Annotated in this window: 17 protein-coding genes; 13 read left to right on the plus strand and 4 right to left on the minus strand. The window is 70.5% G+C overall.

Annotation, left to right across the window (positions count from 1 at the left end):
- Positions 1–96: 96 nt before the first annotated feature.
- The 7 genes from ACV4UX_RS03140 (at position 97) to recJ (ending at position 6,908) form a co-directional block, all read left to right on the plus strand.
- Positions 97–1,470 (plus strand): MiaB/RimO family radical SAM methylthiotransferase, encoded by a 1,374-nt coding sequence (locus ACV4UX_RS03140; RefSeq protein ID WP_491591878.1) that lies wholly within the window; start codon positions 97–99, stop codon positions 1,468–1,470.
- 85 nt (positions 1,471–1,555) lie between these two features.
- A complete protein-coding gene (locus ACV4UX_RS03145) occupies positions 1,556–2,437 on the plus strand; it encodes a YicC/YloC family endoribonuclease (RefSeq protein ID WP_491591879.1) in 882 nt (293 codons plus the stop codon).
- 9 nt (positions 2,438–2,446) lie between these two features.
- On the plus strand, positions 2,447–2,710 hold the full coding sequence (locus ACV4UX_RS03150) for a DUF370 domain-containing protein (protein WP_173081119.1): 264 nt from the start codon (positions 2,447–2,449) through the stop codon (positions 2,708–2,710).
- Complete coding sequence (gmk, locus tag ACV4UX_RS03155) at positions 2,697–3,320, plus strand: guanylate kinase (RefSeq protein ID WP_491591880.1); 624 nt, start codon at positions 2,697–2,699, stop codon at positions 3,318–3,320. The genes ACV4UX_RS03150 and gmk overlap by 14 nt, the downstream gene beginning before the upstream one ends.
- A 96-nt stretch (positions 3,321–3,416) precedes the next feature.
- Complete coding sequence (locus ACV4UX_RS03160; protein WP_491591881.1) at positions 3,417–4,277, plus strand: tetratricopeptide repeat protein; 861 nt, start codon at positions 3,417–3,419, stop codon at positions 4,275–4,277.
- A 6-nt stretch (positions 4,278–4,283) separates the two neighbouring features.
- Positions 4,284–5,147 carry an HDOD domain-containing protein gene (locus tag ACV4UX_RS03165; protein WP_491591882.1) on the plus strand — a complete coding sequence of 288 codons (864 nt, stop codon included), beginning with the start codon at positions 4,284–4,286 and terminating at the stop codon, positions 5,145–5,147.
- A gap of 66 nt (positions 5,148–5,213) precedes the next feature.
- Complete coding sequence (gene recJ, locus ACV4UX_RS03170) at positions 5,214–6,908, plus strand: single-stranded-DNA-specific exonuclease RecJ (protein WP_491591883.1); 1,695 nt, start codon at positions 5,214–5,216, stop codon at positions 6,906–6,908.
- Between the two features lie 165 nt (positions 6,909–7,073).
- Here the strand turns inward: recJ and purE are convergent, their stop codons facing one another.
- Positions 7,074–7,562 carry a 5-(carboxyamino)imidazole ribonucleotide mutase gene (gene purE, locus ACV4UX_RS03175; protein WP_491591884.1) on the minus strand — a complete coding sequence of 163 codons (489 nt, stop codon included), beginning with the start codon at positions 7,560–7,562 and terminating at the stop codon, positions 7,074–7,076.
- A complete protein-coding gene (gene purD, locus ACV4UX_RS03180; protein WP_491591885.1) occupies positions 7,559–8,839 on the minus strand; it encodes a phosphoribosylamine--glycine ligase in 1,281 nt (426 codons plus the stop codon). Before purD ends, purE begins: the two co-directional genes overlap by 4 nt.
- 186 nt (positions 8,840–9,025) lie before the next feature.
- Here purD and ACV4UX_RS03185 point away from each other — a divergent pair, with 186 nt between their 5' ends.
- The 3 genes from ACV4UX_RS03185 (at position 9,026) to ACV4UX_RS03195 (ending at position 10,269) form a co-directional block, all read left to right on the plus strand.
- Positions 9,026–9,460, plus strand: a complete 435-nt coding sequence (locus tag ACV4UX_RS03185) for a Fur family transcriptional regulator (RefSeq protein WP_491591886.1) — start codon at positions 9,026–9,028, stop codon at positions 9,458–9,460.
- Positions 9,461–9,561: 101 nt separating this feature from the next.
- Positions 9,562–10,056 carry a rubrerythrin family protein gene (locus ACV4UX_RS03190; protein ID WP_491591887.1) on the plus strand — a complete coding sequence of 165 codons (495 nt, stop codon included), beginning with the start codon at positions 9,562–9,564 and terminating at the stop codon, positions 10,054–10,056.
- A gap of 51 nt (positions 10,057–10,107) precedes the next feature.
- On the plus strand, positions 10,108–10,269 hold the full coding sequence (locus tag ACV4UX_RS03195; protein ID WP_491591888.1) for a rubredoxin: 162 nt from the start codon (positions 10,108–10,110) through the stop codon (positions 10,267–10,269).
- A 103-nt stretch (positions 10,270–10,372) separates the two neighbouring features.
- Here ACV4UX_RS03195 and ACV4UX_RS03200 read toward each other — a convergent pair whose 3' ends face one another.
- On the minus strand, positions 10,373–11,818 hold the full coding sequence (locus tag ACV4UX_RS03200) for an HD-GYP domain-containing protein (protein WP_491591889.1): 1,446 nt from the start codon (positions 11,816–11,818) through the stop codon (positions 10,373–10,375).
- A 189-nt stretch (positions 11,819–12,007) separates the two neighbouring features.
- Here ACV4UX_RS03200 and ACV4UX_RS03205 point away from each other — a divergent pair, with 189 nt between their 5' ends.
- The 3 genes from ACV4UX_RS03205 (at position 12,008) to ACV4UX_RS03215 (ending at position 16,359) form a co-directional block, all read left to right on the plus strand.
- Positions 12,008–14,644 (plus strand): HDOD domain-containing protein, encoded by a 2,637-nt coding sequence (locus tag ACV4UX_RS03205; RefSeq protein WP_491591890.1) that lies wholly within the window; start codon positions 12,008–12,010, stop codon positions 14,642–14,644.
- Positions 14,641–15,963 carry a P-loop NTPase gene (locus ACV4UX_RS03210; protein ID WP_491591891.1) on the plus strand — a complete coding sequence of 441 codons (1,323 nt, stop codon included), beginning with the start codon at positions 14,641–14,643 and terminating at the stop codon, positions 15,961–15,963. The genes ACV4UX_RS03205 and ACV4UX_RS03210 overlap by 4 nt, the downstream gene beginning before the upstream one ends.
- Positions 15,964–16,044: 81 nt before the next feature.
- Positions 16,045–16,359 (plus strand): cupin domain-containing protein, encoded by a 315-nt coding sequence (locus ACV4UX_RS03215; RefSeq protein ID WP_491591893.1) that lies wholly within the window; start codon positions 16,045–16,047, stop codon positions 16,357–16,359.
- Between the two features lie 102 nt (positions 16,360–16,461).
- Here the strand turns inward: ACV4UX_RS03215 and ACV4UX_RS03220 are convergent.
- Positions 16,462–17,079: methyl-accepting chemotaxis protein (locus ACV4UX_RS03220; RefSeq protein WP_491591892.1), on the minus strand; the 618-nt coding region annotated here is incomplete at its 5' end.

The raw sequence follows: 17,079 nt of genomic DNA on the forward strand, positions 1-17,079 counted from the left end.
AAAAAAGCGGGATGTGTCCTCAGGAAGGGACAGGTGTCCTGTAAAGCGGACTCGGGCGCGGCTTCACCTGCCCGGCGCTTTGCGGTAGGGGCGGGGATGCGCTTCTTCATTCAGACCCTCGGCTGCAAGATCAACCAGTACGAATCCCAGGCCGTGCGCGAGGCCTGGGAGGACGCCGGATGGCGCGAGTCCCGGCAGGCTTCGGACGCCCAGGTGGTGCTGGTGCACACCTGCGCCGTCACGGCCGGGGCCGTGGCCGACAGCCGTGGTGCCGTGCGCCGCGCCCTGCGCGAGTCTCCGGGCGCGCGCGTGCTCGTGGCCGGTTGCGCCTCCCAGGTGGAGCCCGGCCCTTTCGCGGAACTGGCGGGGCGGGACAACGTGATCCCGCAGTCCCGCAAGGAGACGCTCTGCGCCCTGCCGGACGGCGCGGCGTCGACGCCGCGCGTCGGAGACTGGCCCGCCTTCTCCATCCGTCGCTTCAAGCGCTCGCGCCCGGTGCTCAAGGTGCAGGACGGCTGCTCCCACGGCTGCACCTACTGCATCGTGCCCAGGGCCAGAGGCCGGGCGCGCTCGCGGCCCTTCGCGGGCATCCTGGGCGAGGCCCGGGCGCTCCTGGAGTCGGGCGGCCGGGAGATCATCCTGTCCGGGATCAACCTGGGCCAGTTCGATGCGGACGGCGGAGATTTCTGGGACATGCTCGCTCGCCTGGAGGCCGCCCTGTCCCCCCGGTGGGCGGGCCGCGCCAGGCTGCGCCTCTCCTCGCTGGACCCGGGCATGCTCGGCCCGCGCGCGCTGGAGGTTCTGGCCGGTTCGCGCATGGTCTGTCCGCACGTGCACATCTCGCTGCAAAGCGCCGACGAGGGCGTGTTGCGCGCCATGGGCCGGGGCCACTACGGCCCGGAGGGCGTGCTGCGCTTCCTGGAGGGTCTGCGCCGGGAGACCCCCCTGGCCGCCGCCGGGGCGGACCTGCTCACGGGGTTTCCCGGGGAGGGCGAGGCGGCCTTCCGGGCCACGCTGGACTTCGTGGAGGCGGCGGGCCTGTGCTACGCTCACGTGTTCCCCTATTCGCGCCGCCCGGGCACCGTGGCGGCCCGCGCCCCGGGGCAACTGCCCCGGGAGGTGAAGAAGGAACGCGCCCGCGCCCTGCGCGAGGAGGCCCTGCGCCGCGAGCAGGACTACGTGGCGCGCCTGGCCCGTGCGGAGCGCCTCACCGTGGCCCTGGAACGCGACGACCCGCCCTCGGGAGCAAGCGAACACTACGTGGAGGTGCGCCTGGAAGGGGCCTTCGCGACAGGCTTGCGCCCCGGCGCGCTGGTGGAGGCGCGCCCCTTGCGCGCCGAGGGGACCCTCGTGCTGGCCGAGCCTCTGGCGTTTCCCCGGGGGCGTCCTCACGAGGAAGGGGCTTGCGGTGAAGCGTCCGCCTGCGTGGAGCCTCCCCTTTACGAATGCCCGCCTGAAAAGGTAGGGTGAACGCTTCAGGCGCGCCCGCCCCGGGCCGCCAATCCAAGCAGCGCCGCCCGGACGCGGCCCCGCGCCCGGCCCGGCAGGGAAACCTATGCCCAAAAGCATGACCGGCTTCGGCCGCTCCGTCACGGAAAACGACTACGCCAGCATGGTCTGGGAGGCGCGCTCCGTCAACAGCCGCTACCTGGACCTCAAGTGGCGTCTGCCCCTGTTCCTGCGCTCCCAGGAGGCCGACCTGGAGAAGATCGTGCGCGCCCACGCCGAGCGCGGCCGCATCGAGGTGAGCTGCAACTGCCAGCCCCACCGGGCCGAGGCCCTGGACGTGGCCCTGAACAAGCCCCTGGCCCGGGCCATGCTCCAATCGGTGGAGAGCCTGGCGCGCGACATGGGCCGCTCCTTCGAGCCGGACTTCACCCGGCTCATGACCATCTCCCATCTCTGGCAGGAGGGGCTCTCCGACGCGCCCGACGAGCTGGCCCAGGCCCTGCGCCGGGGCCTGGCCCTGGCCCTGGAGGACCTTCAGGCCGCCCGCGCCCGTGAAGGTGCGCTCCTGGCTGCGGACATCCTGCGCCGCCTGGAGCGCCTGGCCGGCTGGCACGTCCAGATCAAGGCCCTGGCCCCGCGCGTGAAAGAGGAGAAGTTCCAGACTCTGCGCACGCGCCTGGCGGCCATCCTGGAGAAGACCGGCATCGAGGCCCCCGAAGAGCGCGTCATCCAGGAAGTGGCCATGCTCTCCGACAAGCTCGACGTGTCCGAGGAGCTCACCCGTCTGGGCTGCCACCTGGACCAGATCCGCGAACTGCTGGGCCAGGACGGCGACGTGGGCAAACGCCTGGACTTTTTGCTCCAGGAGGCCTTCCGCGAGATCAACACCTGCGGCAACAAGGCCCAGTCCATCGAGGTGAGCCGCATCGTGGTGGAGTTCAAGGCCGAATTGGAGAAGGTGCGCGAACAGGTGCAGAACATCGAATAGGACCGTCGCGTGCAGAAAACAGGACTGCTCAACATCGGCTTCGGCAACTACGTGATCAGCGCGCGCGTGGTGGCCATCGTGAACCCCGCGTCCTCGCCCATGCGCCGCCTGCGCGAGGACGCCAAGGACTCCCAGCGGCTGGTGGACGCCACCCAGGGCCGCAAGACCCGGTCCATCATCATCACGGATTCGGGCCACGTGGTCCTCTCGGCCATCCAGGCCGAGACCATCTCCCAACGCTTCAGCCAGGACGACGACGATGACGACAAGTAGACGGCTGGGACTGGCCCTTATCGTGAGCGCCCCCTCGGGCGCGGGCAAGAGCACGCTCATCAAGGCCCTGCGCCGGGAGTTCCCGGCCATCGGCTATTCCATCTCCTGCACCACGCGCGCCCCGCGCCCGGGCGAGCAGGACGGCGTGGACTACCTCTTCACCAGCCAGGAGCGCTTCCGCGAGCTCATCGGCAAGGGGCACTTCGCGGAATGGGCACAGGTGCACGGCAACTACTACGGCACCCCGAAACAGGCCGTGCTGGACATGCTGGCCCAGGGCCGCGACGTGCTCTTCGACATCGACGTGCAGGGGGCCAGGGCGCTCAAGGAGAACCTGGGCCTGGGACACACGGTGTTCGTGCTGCCCCCCTCGCGCGAGGAACTCCTGCGTCGCCTCCAGGGCCGGGCATCCGACTCCCCCGAGACCGTGGCCCTGCGCATGGAGAACGCCCGGGACGAAATCGCCCAGTCGGGCTGGTTCGAGCACGTGATCGTCAACGATGTCCTGGAAGGCGCCGTGGACGAGCTGCGCGCCGTCTACCTGGCCGCCCGCAGCGCTCCGGCCCTGCGTCCGGAACTCGTGGAGACGCTTCTTTCACAGTGGACATGATAGACCGATGATTGCTTGCAGCGGATTGCTCTTCGGGGTATGCGAAGGGAGGCGGGGCTTTGAAAGGGCCGCGCATCCCGAGCGGGAGCCAACGTCATGAGCGAGTCCATGGACATCCAGGAAGGGGGGCAGACGCCCCGCGCCGCCTCCCGCCCCAGGGACAAGATCAAGGGCATCTTTTCCACGCAGTCCATCCAGAAGGTGGGCACAGGCACCACCACTCGCAAGACCATCCAGAAGACCTACTGGTTTGTGGAGGAGCTGGAAGAGAATCAGCTCGAGATCCAGCCCCTGAACAAGAACTACATTCCCTCTGGCCCCAAGCGCAAGATCACCATCGAGGACTTGCTTGCCAAGTTCGCTCCGGAGCCGGAGTTCTACATTTCCACGGTCTACCCCAAGCTCCAGGAACTCTCACGCACCATCCAGAAGGGCGAGCGCCACCGCGAGAAGGGCGAGATATTCAGCGCCGAACTGGAGTTCGGGCAGGCCCTCCAAGTGGACGAGGAGAACGTGCGCGCCAACTTCGGCCTGGGGCTCACCTACCTCGACCGGGGCGAAGCCCACAAGGCCAACGACATCTTCGAGCGCCTCGTGCGCCTGGACGCCGCCTTCGAGCCCGAGCACAAGCACCTCTTCAACGACTTCGGCATCAGCCTGCGCAAGAACAAGATGCTCGACCAGGCCCTCGACTACTACCGCAAGGCCGAGAGCCTCACCGAATCCGACGAGAACCTCTTCTACAACATCGCCCGGGCCTATTTCGAGAAGGACGACGCGGGCCAGTGCCTGGAATACCTCAAGAACGCCCTGCGCCTGAACCCGGGCCTCGTGGAGGCGCGCAAGTTCGTGAAATACCTTGTGGAGCAGAACAAGGTCTCGCTCGACCTGCCCGGCGTGCGCGAGCTGCTCCCCAGGGACGACCCCTCCCGCCAGCCCATCAACGTGGGCATCTAGGCCGCCATGAGCCACGAACGCGGCCAGCAATTCCTCCTCGACCTGCCGGGCCTGCGGCACGATCTGCCCTATTCCCCGGCGCTGCTCACCACCCTCTACAGCCAGACCGGGCAGGGCGCCGCCACGCCCATCGAGGAGATCGCCGAGACCCTCTCGCGCGACCAGGGCCTTACCGCCAAGGTGCTCACCATGGCCAACTCGGCCTTCTACGGCCTCCAGCAGGAGGTGACCACCGTGGGCCGGGCCATCGCCGTGCTGGGGCTCAACGAGGTGCGCTCCCTGGTGCTGGCCGTGGGCGTCAAGGGGCTCACCAGCGCCAAAGGCTTTCCCAAGGACTTCCCCATCGCCCCCTACTGGGAGCACCAGCTTTCCGTGGCCCTGGTGGCCCGTCGCCTGGCTCCGGCCATGGGCGGACTCGACGGCGACAACCTTTTCACGGCAGGCGTCCTGCACGACCTGGGCAAGCTGCTCACCGCCCTGCACCGCCCCGACGACTGGCGCGCCATCGAGGCCCTGGCCGCCGAACGCGCCCTCCCCTATTCCGAGGCCGAGGAGGAGTACTGGGGCATCGAACACGGCGTGCTGGGCTCCATGGTCATGGGCGCGTGGAATCTCCCCGCCGACCTGACCGAGCCCGTCAACTGGCACCACGCCCCCATGCACTCCCCCGGCCACCGTCGCCAGGCCCTGGCCCTCTGCGTGGCCGACGCCGTGGCCCACGTGGCTGCGGACCCCGACGCGCTGGTGGCCTGCCCCTGGCGCGAGGTGCTCCACAAGTTCAACCTCTCCCCAGAGGACCTGCTCGCGGATGTCCAAGCCCTCCTTGAGCGCCACGACCCCGGCGTCTTCGCCTCCGGGCTGGCCGCATGAGTCGCCTTTCCGCCGTCCATTCCGCCATGCCCCGCGCGCGTCTGTCCGCCCGGGAGGGCGCGCGCCGTGCGTAAGCTCTGGCGTCCCCGGAGCCAGGTTCCCGCGCCCGAGGCCCTGAGCGACTGGGCCGGGAAGCTCTGCGTCTCCCCCCGTCTGGCCGGGCTGCTCTGGAGCCGGGGCCTGGAGACGCCGGACGCCATGGACGTGTTCCTCTGCCCGGGGCTGCGCCACCTCATGAGCCCCCGGGAGATCCCCGGCCTGGACGAGGCGGCGCGCGCCGTGGCCCATGCCCTGGAAGCGGGCCGCAAGATCACCGTATGGGGCGACTACGACGTGGACGGCGTCACCTCCACGGCCCTGCTCCTGGATTTCTTCGCCAAGCGCGGCTTCGCCGCCGCCAGCCACATCCCGGCGCGCATGGAGGAGGGCTACGGCCTCTCCTGCGCGGGCCTGGAGCGCCTGGCCGGGGACGGCACGCAGCTCGTGCTCACCGTGGACTGCGGCATCGGGGCCGTGGCCGAGGCGCGGCGCGCCCGCGAACTGGGCCTTGACCTGGTGGTCACCGACCACCATCTGCCCGGCCCCGAACTGCCGGACGCCCTGGCCGTGGCCAACCCCAAGCTGGCCGACGGCCCCGGGCGCGACCTGGCTGGCGTGGGCGTGGCCTTCTTCCTTGCCGCGGCGCTCAACCGCATGTTGCCGGGCGAGCCCCTGGACATCCGGCAATTCCTCGACCTGGCCGCCATGGGCACCCTGGCCGACGTGGTGAGCCTCACGGGCCAGAACCGCATTCTGGTAAAAAACGGGCTCCTCCTGCTGGCCGAGGGGGCGCGCCCCGGCGTGTTCGCCCTCAAGGAGGCTGCGGGATACTATCCCAAGGCCCCGCTGGAGGCCTCCCAGGTCACGTTCGGGCTGGCGCCGCGCATCAACGCGGCGGGCCGCCTCGGGCATGCGGGCGACGCCCTGCGCCTGCTCCTGGCGCGCGACCTGCGCGAGGCCCGGCCCCTGGCCAAGCAGCTCGACGAACTCAACGTCCGACGCCGCCAGGAGGAGGAAGCCATCTCCGCCGAGGCCCTGGAGCAGGCCCGGTTGCAGGCCGGCGCGTCCGCCCTGGTGCTGCACGCGCCCCACTGGCACCAGGGGGTGATCGGCATCGTGGCCTCGCGCGTGGTGGAGAACCACTACCGCCCCGCGCTGGTGATCACCGCGTGCGATGGCAAGCTCAAGGGGTCGGGGCGTTCCATCCCGGAGGTGGACCTCTATGCGGCCCTGGAGGCCTGCGGCGGGCATCTGCTGGGGTTCGGCGGCCACCGCCAGGCCGCCGGGCTGAGCCTGGCCCCGGAGAACCTGGAGGTCCTGAGCGCGGCCTTCCGCGAGGCCGTGCGCGCCCAGCTGGGCGAGGCGGACCCCGTGCCCAGCCTGCGCCTGGACGGGGAGCTCTCCTTCGCGGACATCCACCAGGAGCTGCTCAAGGAGCTGGACCTGCTTGGCCCCTTCGGCTGCGGCAACCCCGAGCCCGTGTTCTCCTCGCCGCCCCTGGACGTGCGCGGCAGGCGCACCTTCGGGGCCAACCATGTGGTCCTGGAAGTGCGCGACCCCGGCGCGGGCGTGACGCTTCGCGCCAAGGCCTGGCGCATGGCCGACAAACTGGGCCCCGAGGTGCAGGGCAAGCCCCTGACCCTGGCCTTCACCCCCAAGCTCGACACCTACAACGGCCTGGCCAGCGTGGAGTTGCGCGTCAAGGACTGGGCCGTCTCCTGACCCCCAGGGCCGCCAGCGGCCCGCGAAAAAGCCCCGGGACCTGGATGCGCTGTCATCGCGCCGTCCGGGATCGGGGCTCTTTGCCATCGCGGGCCGGGTGGCCTCGCGAGGGGAACACCGTCAGGAACGCCCGGCGGCGTTCCCGTTGGAGGCGAATCCGGACCGCTAGGCCTCCAGCTCCCTGGCGGCCTTTTCCACGCTCTGGGCGAAGCCTTCGCGGGCCTGGCGGATTTTTTCCTCCAGGCTCTTGTCCGTGAGGGCCAGGATCTGGGCGGCCAGCCAGGCGGCGTTGCGCGCTCCGGCCTTGTCGATGGCCAGGGTGGCCACGGGGAAGCCGGGAGGCATCTGCACGGTGGCGAGCAGGGCGTCCATGCCGCCCAGGGGCGAGGCGTTCACGGGCACGCCCAGCACGGGCTTGAGCGTGCGCGCGGCCACCGCCCCGGCCAGGTGCGCGGCCATGCCCGCCGCGCAGATGAACACCTGGCAACCCTTGGCCTCCAGTTCCGTCACCAGGCGTTCGGTGCGCTCCGGGGTGCGGTGGGCGCTGGTGACGGTAAACAGGTGCTCGATGCCCAGTTGGCCCAGCACTTCCGAACAGGGGCTCATGACATCCTTGTCCGAGATGGAGCCGATGAAGATGGCGACCTTGGTCATTGCGAAATCCTCTTGATGCCTTTGGAGCCGATGTCGCGGCGGAAATAGGAGTTCTCGAAGCCAACGGCCGCCACGGCGCGGTAGGCGTTCTCCTGGGCGCTGGCCAGGCCGTCCCCCAGGGCCGAGACGCCCAGCACGCGCCCGCCCGTGGTGCGCAGAGCGCCGTCCTTCAGGGACGCTCCGGCCACGAAGACCTTGGAGTCCGGCAGGGCGTCGGCCTGCTCCAGGCCCGTGATCTCCATGCCCTTGGGGTAGTCGCCGGGGTAGCCCTTGGCGGCCAGCACCACGCAGAGGGCCGTCTTGGGGCTCCAGCGCAGGGAGGCGGGGTCCAGCCTGCCGGCCACGCAGTCGCGCATCACCTGGGCCAGGTCGGATTCCAGGCGCAGGAGCAGGGGCTGGCACTCGGGGTCGCCGAAGCGCACGTTGTACTCAAGCACCGAAGGGCCTGCCGGGGTCATCATGAGCCCGGCGTAGAGCACGCCCTTGAAGGGGTGGCCGCGCTCGGCCAGGGTGCGCAGGATGGGGCGGATCACCATGTCGGCCATGCGCTCCCACTCGGTGTCGGGGAGCACCGGGGCGGGGGAGTACGCGCCCATGCCGCCTGTGTTGGGTCCGGTGTCGCCTTCGCCTGCGGCCTTGTGGTCCTGGCAGGAGGGCATGGGGGCGCAGGTCGCGCCGTCGCAGAAGGCCAGGAAGGAGGCCTCCTCGCCCATGAGGCAGTCTTCAACCACCACGGTGTCTCCGGCCTGGCCGAACACGCGGCGGGCCATCATCTCCTCCAGGGCGTCCAGGGCCTCCTGGCGGGTTTTCGCCACCACGACGCCCTTGCCCGCCGCCAGGCCGTCGGCCTTGACCACCATGGGCAGGGGGCGCCCGGTCACGTGGGCGCGGGCGGCTTCCAGATCGGTGAACACGCGGAAGGCGGCGGTGGGCACGCCGGAGGCGGCCATGATCTCCTTGGCGAAGGCCTTGGAGCCCTCCAGCCGCGCGCAATAGGCGTCGGGGCCGAAGCAGGGCACGCCCAGGGCCGCCAGGGCGTCGGTGAGCCCGGCCACCAGGGGGGCCTCGGGGCCGGCCACCACGAAGTCGACGGCGTTGGCCCGCACATAGTCCGCCAGGGCCTGCACGTCGGTGTCCCCGATGGGGACGTTCTCGGCCACCAGGGCCGTTCCGCCGTTGCCGGGGGCCACGCGGAGCTTTTCCACCAGGGGGCTCTGCGACAGTTTCCAGGCCAGGGCGTGCTCGCGGCCGCCCGAGCCCACCAGTAAGACGTTCATTGGCTCTCCTTACGGGAAATGACCGTGAGGTAGCGCAAGTGGATGGCGAAAGCAAACCGACCCCTTGCGGAGGGAAACTTTATGAGAATTGTTCCGGATTGCGCTTGACTTCGGCAGGAAATAATCTACTCGTAACACGAACCGACTGCGGGAGAGAAACCTATGCTGCAAACGCAATCAACGGTCATGGACTTCGATTCCGCCCTGGAGCGCTTCAAGTCCATCTCCCTGGAAAGGGGCCTCCGGCTGACCCATCAACGCCTGGAAATCCTGCGCGAACTCGTGGGCGCCAAGGACCATCCCAGCGCCGAGATGGTCTTCGGGCGCGTACGGCGCAGGCTGCCCACCATCTCCCTGGACACCGTGTACCGCACCCTGTCCACCTTCGATGAACTGGGCCTGATCATGCGCGTGCCCGTCACCGGGGACCAGGGGCGCTTCGACGCCGACACCAGCCCGCACCATCACTTCGTGTGCTCGCGGTGCAAGGCCATCTACGACTTCCTCTGGGACGAGTTCGACCGTCTCACCCCGCCGCTCGACTCCGAGGCGCTGGGCCGTGCGGACGACCGTCGTGTGGTGCTGCGCGGCGTGTGCACGCGTTGTCTGGGCGAGCAGTAGTATTTTTCTTTCAAAGCACTTGACCAGTTTGCGCCCTTTGGCTTATCATTTTAATCAGAAAAATTACTAAGTCGGAATTACCGACTGAAAAGGAGAGCCCGATGTCCAAGTCCGACGCAAACCTTCAGGAAGCCTTCGCAGGGGAATCCCAGGCCAATCGCAAATACCTCGCTTTCGCCAAGCAGGCCGAAAAGGAAGGCTTCAAGCAGGTTGCCAAACTCTTCCGCGCCGCCGCCGAGGCCGAGACCATCCACGCCCACACGCACCTGGCCGCCATGGGCGGCATCGGGACCACGGCCGAGAACCTGAAGGCCGCCGTCGCCGGCGAGACCCACGAGTTCGAGAGCATGTACCCCCCCATGATCGAGACCGCAGTGGCCGAAGGCAACAAGAAGGCAGAGCGCAGCTTCCGCTACGCCAACGCCGTGGAAAAGGTCCACGCCGACCTCTACGCCAAGGCCCTGGCCGATCCCGCCGGACTCAAGGACACGGAATACTACGTCTGCAGCGTTTGCGGCTACACCTGCGAGGACCACGCCCCCGAGAAGTGCCCTGTCTGCCAGGCGGCCGCCAAGGCCTTCTACTCGGTGGGCTAGGCCCGCGTGAACCGCGAACAGGCGGCCGCGAGGCCAGCCGGAGGAGACGTCATGGACAAGTGGGAATGCCCTTGCGCATATGTCTACGACCCCGCCGAAGGGGACGTGCAGCACGGCGTCAAGCCGGACACCCCCTGGGAAGAGGTCCCCGAGGACTGGGTGTGCCCCAAGTGCGGGGCCGAAAAGGAATACTTCGAAAAGGTCGAGGCGTAGGCCCTCGCGGCTGAACGCCCGGCGCGCTTCCCGGCGACGGGGCGTCTGCGCCATCAAGCCCCTTCCGCCTTGGCGGGAGGGGCTTTCGCGTTGCCTGGGCGGCTCAGGCGGCGGTGGGCTTGTCCAGAAGCTCCAGCCAGGCGTGGGCGAGCATCGGGTCCCACTGGCTCCCCGCGCCCTGGCGCAGGATGTCGCGGGCGGTCTCCAGGGAGCGGCCCCTGTGGTAGGCGCGGTCCGAGGTCATGGCCTCGAAGCCGTCCACCACGCTCACCAGCCTGGCCAGGAAGGGAATGTTCTCTCCGGCGAGGCCATCGGGATAGCCCGCGCCGTCGAAGCGCTCGTGGTGGTGGAAGACCACGGGGAGCACGGCCCCCAGGCTCTCCACCTTGCCCAGGATGGTGCGCGCGATGGCCGGATGCTGGCGCATCACGGGCAGCTCGGACTCGTCGAGCGGCCCGGATTTGTTGAGAATGTTGTCGGGGACGCCGATCTTGCCGATGTCGTGGAGCATGCCCGCCGTGCGCGCCAGCTCCACCTCGCGGGCGGGCAGGTTCAGGTGGCGGGCCAGCTTCACGGCGTAGCGGCTCACGCGCTCGGAATGGCCCCGTGTGTAGGTGTCCTTGGCCTCCACGGCGTGAACCAGGGAGTAGACGATCTCCTCGTTGACGGCCTTGAGCCGCGCGCAGGCCCGCCTGGACTCGAAACAGACCGAGGCGTGGGAGGCGAACAGCGTGAAGAGCTTGAGATCCTCCACGCCGTAGGGGGCCGACCCGGCCGCGCGCAGGGCCACCACCGCTCCAGCGCCCTCCGAGAAGGTGAGCGGCGCGCCCACGGCCGAGAGGGGCGGGCGCGCCTCCTGGGCGTTGAAGGCGTCGCGCAGCAGCTGCTCCTCGAAGAGCATGGGGCGTCCCTTGCGCGCCAGGCCCGCCGAAAGCGACTCGAACCAGGCCCGCACGCCCGGGTTTTCGCGGAAGTAGGGACCCAGGAAGATGTGGCGCTGTCCGCCGGAACCGTCGGACCCGTGGGCGAAGAAGGCGATGCCGTCGGGAGCGAAGGCCTGGCCCACCTGGGCCAGGAACTCCTTGACCAGCGCGCGGGCCTCCTGGCGTGCCGAGAGCGCGGCGGAAAGGACCAGCATGCGCGAAAGCCCCCCCGCGCCCGCCTGCACGCGCAGGGAGCGCTCCGTGACGGCCTTGAGGACGGCGGCGCGCAGGTCTTCCACCTTGAAGGGTTTGAGCAGGTAGTTCACCGCGCCCAGGCGCACGCATTCCACGGCGCTCTCGATGGTGCCGTAACCCGTGAGCACGATGAGGTCCGTGTCCGGGGCCACGGAGCTCATCGTTCGCAGAAGGTCGACCCCAGAGGCTCCGGGCATGCGCAGGTCGCTCACCACGAGGTCGAACGTGTCCTCGCGCAGGCGCTCCATGGCCTGGAGGCCGTCGCGGGCCGTGCTGACGGTCTGGGCCAGGTCGGCCAGGGACTCCGCGCAGACCTCCAGAACGCCGGGCTCGTCGTCCACGAGCAGGATTCTCGGCCCAAGGGCATGCATGCGCGCCTACCGGTCGAAAGGATGGGCACATCCGGCCCTCAACGGTAGGATACATCGCTTCCGGGAGGGATGTCCAGTGAATCTGGGGGTATCCGGGAATCCGGCGGCCGTCGCGGTTTGCCTTTCCGGGGTTTTGATGTAGTGAGCGCGAAACGCCCCCACACCCGAACCAGCGACGGCGATCAACCCATGGACCAACCCGACACCAGGCGTCCGGCCGACAGGGTGCGAGCCCTGGTGGAGGGCCTGGACAGGCTTCCCTCGGCCCCGGCCTCCGCCTCCCGCCTCCTGGAAGTGGCCGCCTCCGACGCCCCCTCGCCCAAGGATCTGACCCAGGCCGTGGAGGCCGACCCGGCAGTGAGCCTGCGCATCCTGCGTCTGGCCAACTCCGCCGAGTTCAACCGCGCCCAGAAGGTGGACGACGTGCGCCAGGCCGTCATGCTCCTGGGCGCGGAGGCCGTGCGCACGGCCGCCCTGTGCGTGTGCGTGCGCGAAGGGCTCTTCAAGGATTTCGACGCCGGCGACCCGGCCGTGTCCGATGTCTGGCGGCACAGCCTGGCCTGCGCCTGCGCCGCGCGCATGCTGGCCGAGAAGGTCCGCCCGAATTTGGCGGGCGCGGCCTTCGCCGCCGGGCTCCTGCACGATTGCGGCAAGCTGGCGCTCCTGGCCTGCGCCCCCCGCGAGTCCGCCGGGCTCTACGCCGACGAGTTCCTCTTCGGCGGGCGTCTCGTGCGCGCCGAGCAGGAGGCCCTGGGCGCGGACCACTGCCTGGCGGGCAAGTGGCTCCTGGAGCGCTGGGGCCTGCCCGCCGGTCTGGCCGAATCGGCCTGGATGCACCACCAGTCGCCGCAGGCCCTTCTGACGGCGGGAGCGTCGGGGCTCATCCCCCTCTTCACGGCCCTGGCCGACCGCATCGCCCACGAGTCCACGGGCCTGGCCGCGCCCTCCCAGGACGAGGGCGAGAGCCTGGCCGCCGCTCGCGAACTGGGCCTGGACAAGGCCGCCCTGGCGGAGATTCGCGGCGGATTGGGCAGGCGCTTCGCCGAGCTTTCGGGGCTCTTCGCCATGCCCCAGGACGCGGCGGGCTTCTATTTCGACGCCCTGGCCCGGGCCAACCGCAGGCTGGGCGACACGGGCCTGGGGCTGGCCGGGCGCGTCCGCTCCCAGGAGCGCGACGCCCGCGCCCTGCGCCACGTGGCCCAGGCCGGCCTGGAGCTGGCCAAGGCCGAGAGCGAGGACGCCGTGCTCAAGGCCCTGGCGCGCTGCCTGCGCGACCGCTTCGGCGCTCCCTCCGGCCTGGCCTGCCTCCTGGAGGACGACGGCCGCGTCCTGCGCGGCAGGCTCTGGAGCGAAGCGGGGGAAGGCCCGGTGAACGTGCCCCTGGACGATTCCGGCGCACCCCTGGAATCCGGCGCGCTCCCCTGGCCCTACGGAGAACTGGCGCGCGGGATGCGCATCCGGGCCGCCGCGCTGCCCGGTCCCGAGGGGCCGCCCGTGCACTTCCAGCACGGCGTGGCCACGGTGGCCGTGCGCGAGAACGGCCTGGGCGCCGGGGAGCTGCTCTTCGCCCCGGGCTCCGGGCGCGTGGAGCCCGAGGTGCGCGGGGCCGTGGGCCTGCTGGCCCAGCTGGCCGCCCAGGCCTTCCGCCGTCTGGATCTGGCCGACAGCCGCGAGCGCCGGGGCGAGCGCCTGGCCCTGATGATGCGCTCCATGCAGGAGATGAACGACAAGCTCCTCAAGACCCAGCGCCTGGCGGCCGTGGGACAGCTGGCCGCCGGGGCCGCCCACGAGATCAACAACCCCCTGGCCATCATCTCGGCCCGGGCGCAGCTGCTGGAGATGCGCGAGACCGACCCGGCCAAGAAGAAGGGCCTGCGCCAGATGGTGGAGCAGATCGACCGCATCGGGGCCATCCTCACGAGCCTCATGGACTTCGCCCGCCCGGCCCCGCCGCGCATGGAGCTCATGAACCCCCGCGAGTGCCTGGAGCGCGTGCTGGCCCTGGTGGAGAACGGCCTGGGCGCCCAGAACATCCGCCTGGAGCGCGACTACGCCCCCGACGTGCCCGACATCCGCGCCGACGCCCACCAGATGGAGCAGGTGCTCCTGAATCTGGCCCTCAACGCCCAGCACGCCATGGAGCAGGGCGGGGGCGTGCTGCGCGCCGGACTGCGCCGCCTGACGGCCTCCGACGCCGTGGCCTTCACCGTCTCCGACACCGGAACGGGCATCGCTCCCGGCAACCTGGAGCGCATCTTCGACCCCTTCTTCACCACCAAGCCCGAGGGCAAGGGCACGGGCCTCGGGCTTTCCACGGCCTGGGGCATCGTCACGGCCCACGGCGGGACCATCGCCGTGGACACCGAGCCCGGCCGCGGCTCCCTGTTCACCGTCACCCTCCCGCGCGACCTCTCGGCGCGCCCCGTCCTGGCCGACGAATCCTCGCCCCGCCGCGAGGAGGCGGCCGTGCTCGTGGCCGACGACGAGGCCCACATCCGCGAGATCCTGCGCGAATCCCTGGAGTCGCGGGGTTTCGCCGCGCGCACGGCCTCCGACGGCGAGGAGGCCCTGCGCCTCCTGCGCGCGGGGCGCTACCGCCTGCTCATCCTGGACATCCGCATGCCGGGGCGCGACGGCCTCTCGCTCCTGCGCGAGTCGGCCACCTTCGCCGGGCCGGACATGCCCGTGCTGGTGCTCACCGGCATGGCCACCGAGGAGGAGCAGGCCCAGGCCATCAAGCTGGGAGCGGCCGCCTGCATGCGCAAGCCCTTCCAGGTGGAGCGCCTGCTGGCCGAGGTGGAGCGCCTTACGGGACGCGGCGGATGAACCGCGTCCTTGCCGTGGGCAGCGGAAAGGGCGGTACGGGCAAGACGAGCGTCTCCGTGAACCTGGCCCTGGCCCTGGGACGCCTCGGCCGCCGGGTCTGCCTGCTGGACGCGGACCTGGGCCTTTCCAACGTGGACGTGCTCCTGGGCGTCTCCCCGGAGTGGACCCTTGAACACGTGCTCTTCGACGGCGTGCCTTTGGAGCAGGCCGCCATACCCGCTGCCCCGGGCGTGGACGTGATCCCCGGCGGCTCCGGCGTGGCCCGCCTGGCCGACCTGGACCGCCCCGCGCGCCTGGCCATGGCCCGGGAGTTCTCCAAGCTGGCGGGCTACCACTACCTCGTGGTGGACGGCTCGCCCGGCGTCTCGGCCCAGGTGGTCTCGCTGTTCCTCTCCTGTCCGGAACTGCTGCTGGTGACCAACCCCGACCCCGCAGCCCTCACGGACGCCTACGCCCTGGTGAAGGTGCTCTCGGGCAACGGCCTGCGCCGCGCCCCGTCCCTGGTGGTCAACCGCGTGAGCGGCCCTGAGCAGGCGCGCGACATCTTCGAACGCCTGCGCCGGGCCATGACCCGCCACCTCTCCCTGGACCTGCGCTACGCCGGCCATGTGCCGCGCGACCACCACGTGGCCGCGGCCGCTGCCCGCCAGCGCGCCCTGGTGAAGCTTTACCCGGCGGCTCCTGCGGCCCGCGCCCTGATGGAACTGGCCGGACGCCTGGACACGGCGGGCGCGCCCCCGGGCACGGACCCGGCCGGGGCCTTGGCCTTCGCCAAGTCCCTGCAGGTGCGCATGCGCGAAGCCGCCCAGACCTCGGGCGCGCCTTCCGTCGGGCCGGACGCCGTGCGCGCCCTGGACGACGCCCTCTCCCTGCTGGATTCCCTGGGCGGCGCGGCCGGGCCGGGAGACCTGGAGCGCCTGCGCGCCCTGGTGGCTCGGGCGCGCTCTGGCCTGGCGCTCCCGGCGCGCCGGGAGCGCCCCGGGGGGCGCGACGGCGCGGGCGTTGCGGTGATCAGTTCCGACGAGTCCATCGGGCAGATCCTGGCCGAGAGCCTGCGGGCCTCGGGCATGGAGGTGAACCCGGACGGGGCCGGGCGCACCGAGGCTGCCGTGGTCTACTGGCGGGGCGATCCCGACGGCCTGGCCCGGCGCATGGCGGGGCTGGGCGAAGCGGGGCTGGTTTTCGTGCGCTCCGTGGCCTCCCACGATGCGCCTCCGGCCTGGCGCGGGGCCACGGAGGTGATGGACATGCCCTTCCGCGTGGAGGACCTGGCCGGGGCCGTGCGCCGCCTGGCGTCGCGCCGCCAGGGCAAGCCCTGATCTTTCGCCGGGGGCTCGACGCGGTGCGGCCGCTGGGGTAGGGTGGGCATCCACTCATTTTTCCCGAGGAGGCACGCCATGATGAAGAAAGTGAGCGTCTTCGACGAGGCCAAGTTCACCGACCTGACCTTCCACAGTTTCCTGGTGCACGATTCCGAGCACTTCAAGATCATCAACTTCAACTTCAAGGCCGGGCAGCACATGCCCGTTCACTCCCACGAGATCGAAGGGCAGCTCTCCATCGTGGTGCTCTCGGGCGAGGGCGAGTTCCTCTCCGAGGACGACGCCATCCCCTGCAAGACGGGCGACGTGCTCGTGAGCGACATCGCAGAACCCCACGGCGTGCGGGCCGTCACGGACATGCGCGTGCTGGTGACCATCGCCCCGCCCATCTGAGCGAACCCCTGCGGGGATTCCCCGGTCCGGCGTCGGGCCGGACCGGCTCCCTCACCGCTCTCTGCGGCGGGCCTTCCCGGGAAATCCGGGGCGGACCCGCCGCTACTGCTTTGGCCCTGCCGGGAGCGCGCCCAGGAGACGGTCGGCGTTGCGGCTCGGAAGCGCACCGGTGGCGAGCGCCGTGTCCTCCCGCGAAAGGAGCGACAGGCGCTCGACCACACGCTCGAGGGACCCGGCCTGGCCGGCCAGGTCCTCAACGGCCTGCGTTCCGGCCGACATGGCCTTCGCCACCTCCTGGCTGAGCTGGCGCACAGCCTCGACGCTGCGTCGCATCTCGCCCGCTGCGGCCGACTGCTGCTGCGCCGCCGCCGCGATGGACCGGACCTGCTCGGCGGAGGCCTCGGCCAGCGTCACGATTCCGGTCAGCGCCTCTGCGGAGCGTCCGGCATGCTCCGAAGCCGCCTGTACGGAGCCGCCCGTGCGGTCCACGCCCGCCAGCGATCGGCGCGTGCCCTGCTGGATGGCATCCACGGCAACGGCCACTTCCTGGGTGGCGCTCATGGTTTTTTCCGCCAGCTTGCGCACCTCGTCGGCCACCACGGCGAAGCCCCTCCCTGCCTCGCCCGCGCGGGCGGCCTCGATGGCGGCGTTCAGGGCCAGGAGGTTGGTCTGGTCGGCGATGTCCGAGATCACCCCCATGATCCGGCCGATGCTCTCCGC

The organism is Fundidesulfovibrio sp. (genome assembly GCF_058402725.1).